Annotated in this window: 10 protein-coding genes; 5 read left to right on the top strand and 5 right to left on the bottom strand. The window is 61.4% G+C overall.

Annotation, left to right across the window (positions count from 1 at the left end; all coding sequences use genetic code 11):
• Window positions 1-29: 29 nt before the first annotated feature.
• Window positions 30-368 (bottom strand): P-II family nitrogen regulator, encoded by a 339-nt coding sequence (glnK, locus tag KDW95_RS15630; RefSeq protein WP_255852747.1) that lies wholly within the window; start codon window positions 366-368, stop codon window positions 30-32.
• 333 nt (window positions 369-701) lie between these two features.
• On the opposite strand from glnK, the gene KDW95_RS15625 reads away from it, so the two are divergent.
• Both KDW95_RS15625 and KDW95_RS15620 read left to right on the top strand, forming a co-directional pair.
• Complete coding sequence (locus KDW95_RS15625) at window positions 702-965, top strand: accessory factor UbiK family protein (RefSeq protein ID WP_255852746.1); 264 nt, start codon at window positions 702-704, stop codon at window positions 963-965.
• 111 nt (window positions 966-1,076) lie between these two features.
• Entirely contained in the window at window positions 1,077-2,600 is a 1,524-nt protein-coding gene (locus tag KDW95_RS15620; RefSeq protein WP_255852745.1) for a YifB family Mg chelatase-like AAA ATPase, read from the top strand.
• A gap of 107 nt (window positions 2,601-2,707) precedes the next feature.
• Here KDW95_RS15620 and KDW95_RS15615 read toward each other — a convergent pair whose 3' ends face one another.
• Window positions 2,708-4,420: a two-component system response regulator gene (locus KDW95_RS15615; RefSeq protein WP_255852744.1), complete on the bottom strand. Its 1,713-nt coding sequence runs from the start codon at window positions 4,418-4,420 to the stop codon at window positions 2,708-2,710.
• A gap of 318 nt (window positions 4,421-4,738) precedes the next feature.
• On the opposite strand from KDW95_RS15615, the gene rep reads away from it, so the two are divergent.
• The gene (rep, locus tag KDW95_RS15610) at window positions 4,739-6,751 is read left to right on the top strand and encodes a DNA helicase Rep (protein WP_255852743.1); all 2,013 of its coding nucleotides are present in this window, start codon (window positions 4,739-4,741) and stop codon (window positions 6,749-6,751) included.
• Window positions 6,752-6,771: 20 nt separating this feature from the next.
• Entirely contained in the window at window positions 6,772-7,332 is a 561-nt protein-coding gene (locus KDW95_RS15605; protein ID WP_255852742.1) for a class I SAM-dependent methyltransferase, read from the top strand.
• Here KDW95_RS15605 and KDW95_RS15600 read toward each other — a convergent pair whose 3' ends face one another.
• Entirely contained in the window at window positions 7,333-7,731 is a 399-nt protein-coding gene (locus KDW95_RS15600) for an acyl-CoA thioesterase (protein ID WP_255852741.1), read from the bottom strand.
• Window positions 7,728-8,411, bottom strand: a complete 684-nt coding sequence (locus KDW95_RS15595) for an HAD family hydrolase (RefSeq protein WP_255852740.1) — start codon at window positions 8,409-8,411, stop codon at window positions 7,728-7,730. The genes KDW95_RS15600 and KDW95_RS15595 overlap by 4 nt, the downstream gene beginning before the upstream one ends.
• Window positions 8,412-8,550: 139 nt before the next feature.
• Here KDW95_RS15595 and KDW95_RS15590 point away from each other — a divergent pair, with 139 nt between their 5' ends.
• Window positions 8,551-10,473, top strand: a complete 1,923-nt coding sequence (locus tag KDW95_RS15590; RefSeq protein WP_255852739.1) for a PhoX family protein — start codon at window positions 8,551-8,553, stop codon at window positions 10,471-10,473.
• Between the two features lie 239 nt (window positions 10,474-10,712).
• Here the strand turns inward: KDW95_RS15590 and KDW95_RS15585 are convergent, their stop codons facing one another.
• A complete protein-coding gene (locus KDW95_RS15585; protein WP_255852738.1) occupies window positions 10,713-12,467 on the bottom strand; it encodes a DEAD/DEAH box helicase in 1,755 nt (584 codons plus the stop codon).
• Between the last annotated feature and the right edge of the window lie 78 nt (window positions 12,468-12,545).

Genomic DNA, 12,545 nt, shown 5'->3' with positions numbered 1-12,545 from the left:
CGTTCAGGCGCGATTGGTGAATTTTTGTATCAAAGTGCGTCGTTGCCGGTTTCGCCGGTGCGGATGCGGATAACTTGCTCCAGCGGTGTGACAAAAATTTTGCCGTCGCCGATTTTTCCGGTGTGAGCCGCCTTGCTGATGGCTTCCACCACCTGATCCACAATGTCTGTGGACACGGCCGCATCGACCCTGACCTTGGGCAGGAAATCGACCACGTACTCGGCGCCGCGGTACAGTTCGGTATGACCTTTCTGGCGACCAAAGCCTTTGACTTCGGTCACGGTAATGCCCTGAACACCAATTTCGGACAGCGCTTCGCGGACGTCGTCCAGTTTGAAGGGCTTGATGATCGCCGATATAAGTTTCATGTGTCTGTCCCCCATCTATGGACTGATTCCTTCACGGGCCGCCCCGGCAACAGGTGACCCGAAACGGTTGCCTAACCTATAAGCGAAACTTGTGCCAGATTGTATAAATCTATAAATAACAGTAACTTGAAGATAAATTTTCATTCTATCGCCAGAAATGCTGCAGGATTTGGCATTTGCAGGTGGTGATTGAGTGCACAATTTGAGTGCAGGCACTATTTTGGTGCGCTCACGTTGTGCACAGGCAATAAACCGCGTTCCAGTGTGCGACGGGCAACTGCGACCAGCGGGCTAAAAATGCTAAGATTGGGCGAAATTACGGGAGTTTGTGCAATGCTTAACCAAAAGCTTATAGAGACCGTTTCGGCCCAGCTGAGCGAGTTGTTTGAGGGCGGGCCGGGCCTGCCAGGCCAGGAAGCCATGCGCCAGCAGGTGCGCTCTGTGCTGCAGAGCAGCTTTGCACGCCTGGACCTGGTAACGCGGGACGAGTTCGATGCCCAGGCCGCCGTACTGGGACGTACCCGCGAAAAGGTGGACCAGCTGGAGCTCAAGCTAGGCGAGATTGAACAGCGGCTCGCAAATGGCGCCGGCGAATAAGTCATAGCGGCGGCCGAGCTTGACTGATTAAAAAATGCACAAGGATGGTGCATTCGAGTATTGACCCGGATTGCACCCTGCGGGGGAAAATCCATACCAGGGAGGGTATCTATGTCACTTGCAGTGGTTCATGCCCGCGCAATGCTGGGTATCGGAGCGCCGGCGGTTACGGTGGAGGTGCACCTCTCGGGGGGGTTGCCATCACTCAATATCGTCGGTCTTCCCGAGGCCGCTGTACGTGAAAGCAAGGACCGGGTGCGCAGCGCCCTGATCAATTCGGGTTTCGACTACCCGCAGCGTCGCATCACCATCAATCTGGCGCCTGCCGACCTGCCCAAGGAAGGCGGGCGCTATGATCTGGCGATCGCGCTGGGCATCCTGCTGGCCTCCAGGCAGCTGCCGCCCAAAGCCCTGGCAGGCTGGGAAGTACTGGGTGAATTGACCCTGGCGGGCGAAATACGACCGGTGCGAGGTGTGCTGCCGGCGGCGATGGCCTGCCGTGACCTGTCCCGCGCGCTGCTGGTGCCACGGGCCAATGGCGCTGAAGCCGCCCTGGTGCAGGGCTGTGATGTACGGGTCGCCGATCACCTGTTGCAGGTGTGTGCCGCGCTGCGCGGCGACGGCCCGCTGGAGCCTGCCATTGCGCTGGCGCCGCCGGTCAGATCCGGTCTGCCGGACCTGGTTGAGGTCAAGGGGCAGTATCAGGCCCGTCGTGCGCTGGAGGTCGCCGCCGCCGGCAGCCACAATCTGCTGTTCAGCGGGCCCCCCGGCAGTGGCAAGAGCATGCTGGCGGCGCGCCTGCCGGGCTTGCTGCCCAGTCTCGGGGAGCAGGCGCGGCTGGAAGTGGCGGCGGTGTATTCGGTGGCCGGCTGCGCCATCGATACCGTTGGTCACGGCAACCGGCCCTTTCGTAACCCGCACCATACTGCTTCGGCCGTGGCGCTGGTCGGGGGCGGCAGCCAGCCGCGTCCCGGTGAAATATCGCTGGCCCACCAGGGCGTACTGTTCCTTGATGAGCTGCCGGAGTTTCCCCGTACGGTGCTGGATGTGCTGCGCGAACCGCTGGAAACCGGTGAAATCCTGATTTCCCGCGCCGCCAGCCAGATGCTTTTCCCCGCTCGGTTCCAGTTGCTGGCTGCCATGAACCCCTGTCCCTGCGGCTATTTCGGCGATGCATCGAGCCGGTGTCGTTGCACGCCGGATCAGATACAGCGCTACCAGGGGCGGATCTCGGGTCCGCTGCTGGATCGCTTCGACATGCAGCTAAACGTCCAGGCGCTGGATCCGGCCCAGCTGCTGGATCCGGCCGCGGGTCGCGGTGAGGCCAGTGCCGTGGTGGCGCAGCGGGTGGCCGCTGCCATGGCGCTGCAGCAGGCGCGCCAGGGCCGGCCCAATCGCGACCTGGGCGCCGCAGAACTGGACGAGGTGTGTCAGTTAAAGGGGCCGCAACGCACCCTGCTGGTCAATGCAGCCACCAGGCTCGGGCTGTCGGCCCGCGCCTGTCACCGTATCCTGCGGGTGGCGCGCACCCTGGCGGACCTGGCTGGCGAGGAGTGCGTCGGGGACGCCCAGTTGCTGGAGGCCCTGAGTTTTCGCCAGGGGTTGCTGCGCCAGGGCGGCACTGGCGGGCGCTAGCGTTGCTGGCAGGCGTGGCTCAATAGGCACAGACGAGCTGAAGTGAAATCTTTGAGAGGTGCCGGCACTGACCGCCAACGTCGCGGTCCGGAGTTCTGGGTTCGGGGTCAGTTGCCGCGCAGCATGCGCATAAAGTCTTCGATAGGCACTGGCGGGCTGAAGAAATAGCCCTGTACCTGGTCACAATCGTGGCGGATCAGGAACTCCAGCTGGGTCTTGTTTTCGACGCCTTCGGCGATGACTTTTTTCTGCAGGTTGTGGGCCAGGTTGATAATGGCGCGCACGATCTCCTCATCGTCCTTGCTATGATTGACGCCGGCCACGAAGGACTTGTCGATCTTGAGGGTGCTGATGGGCAGCTTCTGCAGCAGGGCGAAGGACGAATAGCCGGTGCCGAAGTCGTCCAGCGAGAAGTCGATACCCAGGGCGCTGAGTTCCTTGAGACAACTCTGCACATGGGCCTCGTCTGAAAAGAGTGCGGTTTCGGTCAGCTCGAACTCGAGCCGGTGCGGGTCTATCTGGTTTTTGTCGATGATGCGCCTGATGGTCTTGGCGAGGAAGTCGTCCTTGAACTGCCGAAACGACAGGTTGACGCCAATGCTGCCATAGCGAAAACCCGCTTCCTTGAACTTGAGCATGTCCTGGCCGGCCTGGTGGATGGCCCAGTATCCCATGGGGACGATCAGCCCGGTTTTCTCGGCGATGGGGATGAATTCATCCGGCTGGACCAGCCCGCGTTCGGGATGGTTCCAGCGCATCAGGGCTTCGGCGCCGATGATTTTGCCGGTGCGCAGGTCGATGCGAGGCTGGTAGTAGAGTACAAACTGCTCCTGGCGCAACCCGCTCCAGAGCTCGGGTTCCAGCGTAATCTGGGTAGCAGGATCGGTATCCTTGTCGATCTCAAAGATGGCGTAGCTGCAGCCGTGCAGTTGCTTGGCCCGCAGTCGTGCCTGGGAGGCCTGGCGGATCAGAGAATCCAGTTCCCGGCTGTGTTCCGGCGCAAAGGCCACGCCGATGCTGCTGGGCAGCATGACCTCGCGCTCGCTGCACCGATACGGGTGGCTGACATGCTGCATTAACCGGGTAATGAGATCCAGGCTGGTGGCGCGCAGGTCGGTGTCCTGATCCGTTTCCAGAATAATGGCGAATTCGTCACCGCCGATGCGGCACAGCTGCTCTTCGTGCAGGCAGGTCTGGAGGCGCTGGCTCAGTTGGCGCACCACATTGTCGCCGGCGGAGTGGCCAATGCTGTTGTTGAACTTGCGAAAACCGTCCAGGTCCACCGTGATCAGCGCCACGCGGTGCTGAGCACTGTCGATGCGAGCGAGGGCTTCGAGCAGCTGGCGGTAGAAAAACTGCCGGTTGCCGATGGCGGTAAGCGGATCGGCGTGGCGCAGGTAGTCAATCTGGGCGTGCTGGCGCTGGCTGCCCAGCACGTAGCGAATGGCGCGCTGCAGGGTGTCGGCCGCGAGGGTCCGCAGCGGCAGGTAGTCGGCCACGGCCTGGTTCAGCAGCTTGCGACCGGTCAGATCATTGATGTTGTCGTCCAGCACGATGATCGGGATGGTGCTGTTGCAGCGCTTGAAGGTCAGCAGGGTGGCATTGTCGAGCAGGTGACTGACCGGCAGGCAGAGAAACAGCAGGTCAACCTTTTCACAACCGATCAGGGTCAGCGCCTGGCTGACATTCTCGCAATGCTGCAATTCGTATACATGCTCAGTGCTCAGCAGGGTGCTGATTCGATCCGATGTCTGATGGTCATCGGCGACGATCAGCAGCTTGATCACTGATTCGCTGGTGTGCCGCTGGGCAGACTGCATCCGGTTGGTACCCCAAAAATAGACAGCAATGCTCAGGCGTGTGCGCATGCCGCTGACGGCTGATGAGGGATCCCTTGTGCTTGTGTGGCCTGGTTCGTGGCATAATACGGCGTCCTGCGTTGATGCAGGATAAATGCGGCACGACGCGCCAGCAATACAAATGACAGCAAAAGCCTGCATGATCAGGCAGTTGTTACTGTCATTGCAGTCAATCCTTGAATGCGCCCAGAGCCCTGCCGGGTTCCGGGTTCCCCTTCCGATATTGACCGTTAGCGGCCGTGCCCCCGTCTGCTTTAGCATTTTTTTGAATATTGACTCATGAGCAAGCTCAATCCCAGACAGAAAGAAGCCGTGGAGTATGTGGGTGGCCCACTGCTGGTACTGGCCGGCGCAGGCTCCGGCAAGACCAGCGTGATCACGCGCAAGATCGCCTACCTGATCCAGAAATGCGGGGTTGAAGGGCGCCATATTGCGGCGGTTACCTTCACCAACAAGGCATCGCGCGAGATGAAGGAAAGGGTCGGCCAACTGGTGAAGGGCAAGGAAGCCCGTGGCCTGACGGTCTCGACCTTCCATAACCTGGGCCTCAATATCATTCGCCGCGAGCACCGGATTCTGGGGTTGAAGGCGGCATTTTCCCTGTTTGACGACCAGGACAGCAAGGCGCTGCTGCGCGATTTGATGCTGCATCAGAACGAGGATGCCGAACAGGTCGATACCGTGCGCAATCAGATCTCGAACTGGAAAAACGACATGCTGGAGCCGGCCCAGGCGCTGGCGCAGGCGGCAGGCCCGGACGATATACTCGCGGCCCGTGCCTACGAGGCCTATGAAATCCACCTGCGCGCCTATAACGCCGTGGATTTTGACGACCTGATCCTGATTCCGGTGCGGTTGTTTCAGAACCATCCCGAGGTGCTGGATCGCTGGCAGGGGCGGATCCGCTACCTGCTGGTGGACGAATACCAGGATACCAACCTGTCGCAGTACCGCCTGGTACGCCAGCTGGTAGGGCACCGGGGCGCCCTCACGGTGGTGGGGGACGACGACCAGTCGATCTATGCCTGGCGCGGCGCCCGGCCCGAGAACCTGGTGCAGCTGAACGAGGACTTTCCGAGCCTGAAAGTCGTCAAGCTGGAGCAGAACTATCGCTCCACACGCCTCATCCTCAAGGCCGCCAATACCCTGATCGCCAACAACCCCCACGTGTTCGACAAGACGCTGTGGAGCGACATGGGTTTTGGCGATCCGATCCGGGTGATCTACAACCGCAACGAAGAAACCGAGTGCGAGCGCATTGCCACCGAGATCCTGGACCGGCACCTGCGCAAGGCCACCCCCTTCAAGGATTTTGCCATTCTGTACCGCGGCAATTTCCAGGCGCGCCTGCTGGAGGTCAAGCTGCAGGCCTACCAGGTGCCGTACAAGCTGAGCGGTGGCACCTCCTTTTTCTCCCGCGCCGAGATCAAGGACGTGATGGCCTATCTCAAGGTGCTGATCAATCCCGATGATGACAACGCCTTCCTGCGCATCATCAATACACCCAGGCGTGAAATCGGCCCCAATACCCTGCAAAAGCTGGGTACCTACGCCTCCGAGCGCCAGGTCGGGCTCTATGCGGCCTGCGATGAAATGGGGCTGGAGCAGGTGCTGCCGGCCCAGGCCATCGAGCGGCTGCGGCGTTTTCGCGACTGGATGCAGCGCATCTATCGCCAGTGCCAGCAGGCGGATCCGGTGGATGCCATTCGCGAAATGGTGCGTGACATTGACTACGAGGGCTGGATACGGCAGAACACCGCCAGCGAAGCCGCCGCCGACAAGCGGGTACAAAACGTCTGGTTTCTGCTGGACTCCATTCGCTCAACCCTGGACCGGCTGCGTGAAGACGACCCCGATGCCGGCATCGAGGAGACCATCACCCGGCTGATCCTGCTCGACCTGCTGGATCGCCAGGAGGAAGAGGACGACTCCGACCGGGTGCAGCTGATGACGCTGCATGCCTCCAAGGGGCTGGAGTTCCCCCATGTCTTCATGATGGGCATGGAGGAAGAGTTGCTGCCGCACCGCAACAGCATCGAAATGGACACCATCGAGGAAGAGCGACGGCTGGCCTACGTGGGAATTACCCGGGCACGGGAAACCCTCACCATGACCCTGGCACGCCAGCGCAAGCAGTATGGCGAGATGGTGGACTGCCTGCCGAGCCGTTTTATCGACGAAGTGCCGCAGGAAGATCTGGTGATCGAGGGGCTTGAACGTAACCAGGACCAGAACAGGGCGCGTGGGAAAGCCACGCTGAATAGCCTCAAGAGTCTTCTCGACAGTTTTTAACCGGTTTCAGGGAGTTGCAAGTGAGCGCAGTACGGGAAAAGTGGAACCAGCGTTACGGCGCCCGCGCCCAGGCGGCACCCGCCACGCCTGCGTTCGTGACCGAGGTCGCGCCCAGCCTGAGGCGGGGCTCGGTGCTGGATGTCGCCGCCGGTGACGGCGCTGCGAGCCTGGCACTGGCACGGCTGGGTTTCAGGGTAACCGCGGTGGATATTGCCGAGGTCGGGCTGGCCCGGTTGCAGGCGTTTGCGGCTGCCGAACAGCTGGAAATCCCGACCCATTGCCGTGATCTGGCCCAGCCGCATTGCCTGCAGCAACTGGGGTCGTTCGACAATATACTGGTGTGCCGCTACAAGCCTGAAGCCACGCTTTGGCCACAGCTGGCGGCGGCCCTGGTTCCCGGTGGCCTGCTGGCGTTCAGTACCTTCAATCTGCAGCGGCACGAGGAGCATGGCTTCCCTGCCCGCTTCTGTGTGCAGCCCGGTGAGCTTGCGCATATTCATTCGCAGCTGGAACTGTTGCACTGCGCGAGTGTAACGCGCGGTGCAGACAGCTTTGATGACTACCTGTTTCGCCGGCGCTGATCAGGCCTCGAACAGAGACTCGATGGCCGGCGAAATATAGGGCCGGCCACGTTCGTTCAGCGCCGTGCCGGTGATCAGGCCTTCCAGCATAACCTTGTCGTCGGCCAGGCGGATCACCCGCTGGCGAAAGCCAAAGCGTATCTTGCCCAGGCGCTCGGTGGTGACTTCAACCGCAAAGCGGTCGCCGCTTTTCAGCGGTGCCTTGTAATCCAGCTCGCTGCGAATCACCACCAGGTGAATGCCGTCGCGGGTCAGGGCGGCGAAATCCACCCCCTTCGCCTGCAGGTACTCGTGGCGGGCGTGTTCCAGGTAGTTGAAATAAACGCCGTTGTTGACGATGCCCTGCATGTCCAGTTCGTAGTCCCGTACCTGGAACTCGAGGCGAAATGGCTGTGTCATGGAGTTTCCTGTGTTGTTGAAGAATCAGTTAGCTGCCGGCGGATCCAGCCATGGGCCTCGACCAGGTTCTGAACGATGACCGTGGCGCTGGAGAAGTCGTGGCTCTGCGCCTCTGGGCTGCGAATGGCCACAACGCGCAGCCCCGCGGCCCGGGCCGCACGCACACCCACCTCGGTATCCTCCACGACAATGCAGTGCTGTGGCTGCAGTTGCATCAGCTCCAGCGCCCGCAGGTAGCCATCCGGCGCCGGCTTGTTACGGGCAACATCGTCACCGGTGACGACCTGCTCGAATAAAGGCTCCCAGGCGTGTCCGCGCAGGGATGCCTGGACACAGTTGCGCTGCGAGGCGCTGACCATCCCCAGCCGCAGCCGGCAGGCCAGGTCCCGCACCACCGTATCGGCGCCCGCTATCTGTGGAAAGCAGGCCGTTGCCAGGTAGGCCGCGTTGGCGGCGAGCTTGGCGGCCACCAGCTCATCAATGCTGGCATCAGGCCGGTGCAGCTGCAGGATATCGGCGGCGTTCTGTCTAATCGGCACACCCAGCATGCGACGCCAGTACAGCTCGTCGCTGATCGTCAGCCCCCAGGGCTCGAGTGCCTGGCGCCAGAGCCGCAGGTTCACCGCCTCGGAGTCCACCAGGGTGCCGTCATGGTCAAACAGAATTGCCTGCAGTGTCATGCTCAAATCCCTGTATCGAGTTGGCTGTTCGTGGCGCTGCGCTGCGCACTCTAGCATATTCTCTGGTGGACGCCGGACTGTCACTGGATCGTCACGGGAACTCACTAGCATGCACGCCATTCTTTGAGGAGGAAGTGCCATGAAACCCACACAGTCTGATGTTAACGCCCAGGATACAGATGGCCTGGAAGGTACCGGCTTTGATGCCCTGGTCGACAAGGCCCTGAGCCGTCGCAGCCTGCTCAAAGGTGGCATGGCCGCCGGCATGCTCGGATTTTTCAGCCTGTCTCCGGTCGCCCAGGCGGTGGCCGCCGCGCTTGAACCCTCAAAGCTGATCGGCTTTGCAGGCATCCCGGCATCCACCGCCGATGCGGTCACCCTGCCCGCCGGCTACCGTTCATCAATCCTCATGTCCTGGGGCGACCCGGTACTGCCTGGCGCGCCCGAGTTTGATCACCAGGGTGGCAACAGCGCCGCTGACCAGGCGCTGCAGTTCGGCGACAACACCGACGGCATGTCCCTGTTCCACTTTCGCAAGGCCGATGGCAGCCTGGACATGAACCGCGCCATGCTGGCCGTGAACAATGAATACACCAACGGCAAGTACATGCTGGCCGAGGGCGAAGTCAAAAACGCCGAGGATGTCGCCAAGCTGCAGGCGGCCCACGGTGTCACCATCGTTGAAGTGCGCCGCACATCGGGCAATGCCTGGGAATACGTGAAGGATTCCGCTTACAACCGTCGTCTGCACGCCAACAGCGAATTCATGCTGACCGGCCCTGCTGCCGGTCACGACCTGATGAAAACCGCGGCCGATAGCAGCGGTACCAAGGTGCTGGGTACCATCAATAACTGCGCCAATGGCCGCACACCCTGGGGCACCTACCTGACGTGTGAAGAAAACTTTAACGGTTACTTCGGTGCGCCGGATGAGGCCGCCGTACCGGCTGCACAGGGCAAGTACTACGGTATCAAGGCTGCCGAGGAACGCTACCGCTGGTGGCAGCATGATGCCCGCTTTGATGTCAGCCAGACGCCGAACGAACCCAACCGTTTTGGCTGGGTGGTGGAAATCGATCCCTTCGATACCGCCTCCACGCCGATGAAGCGCACCGCCCTGGGTCGCGTGAAGCATGAAAACGCCGATGTGCTGGTCAACAAGGACGGTCATGTGGTGGTTTACATGGGCGACGACGAGCGCGGCGAGCATATCTACAAGTTTGTTTCCAAAAACAAGTTTGTCGAAGGCCAGGACGCGGTAAACCGCACCCTGCTGGAAGACGGCACCCTTTACGTGGCGCAGTTCAACGGCGATAGCGACACGCATGCCGGTAGCGGCCGCTGGATCGAACTGAGCTTTGGCAAGAATGGCCTGACGCCGGAGAACGGCTTTAACAGCCAGGCGGAAGTCCTGATTCATACTCGCCAGGCTGCCAAGCAGGTCGAGGCGACCACCATGGACCGTCCGGAGTGGGTAAGCCACAACCCGCACAATGGTCATGTGTTCTGTGCACTTACCAACAACAAGAACCGCGGCGTGAAAGAGGATCAGCCTCTGAATGCTGCCAACTCGCGGGCTGAAAACCACTACGGCCAGGTTATCCGCTGGGAAGCCAAAGATGGTGATCATACGGCCGAGACTTTTGTCTGGGATCTGTATGTCATTGCCGGCAACCCGGCGGTGCATCAGGGTACGCCCTATGGCGGCTCTGCACAGGTCACTGTGGAGAACATGTTCAACAGCCCCGATGGCCTGGGCTTTGATAAAGCCGGCCGGTTGTGGATTCAGACCGACGGTAATGATTCCGATGAAGGTGATTTCGCCGGCATGGGCAACAACCAGATGTTGTGTGGCGATCCCGAAACCGGCGAGATCCGCCGCTTTCTGGTAGGGCCTGTGGGCTGCGAAGTGACCGGTCTGACCTTCAGTGAAGACTACAAGACCATGTTCGTGGGCATCCAGCATCCCACCGGGGCTTTCCCGGACTACCAGGATGGCGGCAAGCCGCGCTCCAGCATCATCATGGTGACGCGCGAAGATGGCGGCGTGATCGGCGCCTGACCCTGACGGCGGCCGCTGCGGCGGCCTGATAACAAAAAAGCCCCGGCACTCTGATGCGGGGCTTTTTTGTTTCTACTCAGGGGGTGATGTTTCAGCCGTAAGCTTATAGCTGTCAGCTGAAAGCTGCCGGTTTACCAATTACTATTTACCAATAACCAATTACGAGTAACCAATAACCAGGCATATGATCGGCCACCCTCTCTCCCTTGTTCCTTTCACCTTGCCCCTCGTACCTGCTTTTACAGTTCATTCGCCTTGCGGTAGCGGCCGGCATAGTCGAACAGGCGCTCGCGCACGCGCCAGTGCGGGCCGGCCTTGCGGGCGACCACGAAGTCCGGTGCGCTGAAGGCCGGGGCCGCCTCCAGCACCTCGGCCAGGGTGACGAAGCGCCGAGGCTCGGTGGCGCCGTTGAAGCGGCGGCCGAACAGGCGGTTGAACACCGCCCGCTGGCCGCTCTGGCGCAGGTCGAAACGTTCGTGCAGCTCCTCGCCTTCCTCGTCGTGATAACTGATGCGCAGCGCGCCCTTGTGCTCGGCAAAGCTGACGCCGGCACAGCGGATGACGCGGGCATCCCTGAGCTGCAGGGCGCGCTTGAGCAGGTCGTCGGGGTCGATAATGGCCTCGCTGCACTGATGGCACTGGCGGGCGGCGATGTCGTTCTCGGCACCGCAGTGCGGGCACTCCTTGAAGCGAAAACGGTAGTCGCACTGCTCCTTGTGGCCTGAGTCATCTTCAAGCAGCCCCTGGCAGCGGCGGCCGTAGTGCTCGGTCACGCTGCCGGCGCCATCGGTCTTGCCCCAGAAAATGTTGGCAAAGCCGCAGCCCGGGCAGAACACCTGTACCGGCTCACTGTCGCTGCTGGGCTTCCTGCTGCCGACTTCCGGGGCAAAGAGGTTGAAGCCGTTGCCGGCGTAGTCGATGACCAGGCAGTCGGTCTTGCCGGGCGCCAGGCGCAGGCCGCGGCCGACGATCTGCTGGTACAGGCTGACCGACTGGGTGGGCCTCATAATCGCAATCAGGTCCACGTGGGGGGCATCGAAGCCGGTGGTCAGCACGGCAACATTTACCAGGTATTTGAGCTCCCGGGCCTTGAAACGCGTGATCAGCGACTCGCGTTCAGCCGCCGGCGTGCCACCGGTGACCAGGGCGGTACAGTCGCCGGGCAGGTATCCGGTGATTTCCCGGGCATGCTTTACCGTGGCGGCAAAAATCATGACGCCAGCGCGCGCTTGCGCCCGTTCCTGAATCTGTTCGCAGATGCTCCTGGTCACCCGGGGGTACCGGCTCAGCAGGCTGTTGAGCTCGGTTTCGTTGTACTGCCCACTGGTGCTGGGCTGCAACGCGGAAAAGTCATAGTGGGCAATACTGGCATCCACCAGTTCGGGGCGGGTCAGGAACCCCTCGCGAATCAGCTGTGACAGTGGCAGCTCGTAGATGCAGTGGCGAAAGGGCCGGGCATCTTCGCTGCGCACAAAACCGCGGTAGTGATGCTGGTAAATCCAGCCCTGGCCCAGGCGGTAGGGCGTGGCAGTAAGCCCGAGGACCTTGAGGCTGGGGTTCTGTTCGCGCAGGCAGCTGATGACCTGCTGGTACTGGCTGTCATCACCGTCGCTGACACGGTGGCACTCATCGATGATCAGCAGCGAGTAGGCATTGCGGAACTGGTCCAGGTTGCGTGCCACCGACTGCACGCTGGCGAACGTCACCTGGTGCCCGCTGTCTTTCTGCCCGAGTCCGGCGGAAAATATACTGGCGTCCAGGCCAAAGGCGGCGTATTTGGCGTGGTTCTGCTCGACCAGTTCGCGCACGTGGGCCAGTACCAGGATACGGCGCCGGGCCAGGCGCGCCAGTTCGGCGATCACCAGGCTCTTGCCGGCGCCGGTTGGCAATACGATGACGGCGGGTTCGTCACCGGCGCGAAAGTGCCGCAGGGTCGCGTCTACCGCTTCCTGCTGGTAGGGCCGCAGCCTGATTGTGGTGCCGGTATCCTTCATGCGTGCGTTATTCGTGTCCGTGTCCGTGTCCGTTTTGGCGTTCCCCGCGCAGGGTTTCGGCGGCGCTGAACCCATGGC

This window comes from Marinobacterium rhizophilum, assembly GCF_024397915.1.
Classification (GTDB): domain Bacteria; phylum Pseudomonadota; class Gammaproteobacteria; order Pseudomonadales; family Balneatricaceae; genus Marinobacterium_A; species Marinobacterium_A rhizophilum_A.
Note: the sequence above shows the minus strand (reverse complement) of the source record. Positions and strands in the feature narration are given on the sequence as shown.

Bases quoted from the DNA above. Each gene is read 5' to 3' on its own strand.
- KDW95_RS15625 (WP_255852746.1), top strand. From the start codon at position 702: ATGCTTAACCAAAAGCTTATAGAGACCGTTTCGGCCCAGCTGAGCGAG.
- KDW95_RS15620 (WP_255852745.1), top strand. From the start codon at position 1,077: ATGTCACTTGCAGTGGTTCATGCCCGCGCAATGCTGGGTATCGGAGCG.
- KDW95_RS15585 (WP_255852738.1), bottom strand. From the start codon at position 12,467: ATGAAGGATACCGGCACCACAATCAGGCTGCGGCCCTACCAGCAGGAA.
- rep (WP_255852743.1), top strand. From the start codon at position 4,739: ATGAGCAAGCTCAATCCCAGACAGAAAGAAGCCGTGGAGTATGTGGGT.
- KDW95_RS15590 (WP_255852739.1), top strand. From the start codon at position 8,551: ATGAAACCCACACAGTCTGATGTTAACGCCCAGGATACAGATGGCCTG.
- KDW95_RS15595 (WP_255852740.1), bottom strand. From the start codon at position 8,411: ATGACACTGCAGGCAATTCTGTTTGACCATGACGGCACCCTGGTGGAC.
- glnK (WP_255852747.1), bottom strand. From the start codon at position 368: ATGAAACTTATATCGGCGATCATCAAGCCCTTCAAACTGGACGACGTC.
- KDW95_RS15615 (WP_255852744.1), bottom strand. From the start codon at position 4,420: ATGCAGTCTGCCCAGCGGCACACCAGCGAATCAGTGATCAAGCTGCTG.
- KDW95_RS15600 (WP_255852741.1), bottom strand. From the start codon at position 7,731: ATGACACAGCCATTTCGCCTCGAGTTCCAGGTACGGGACTACGAACTG.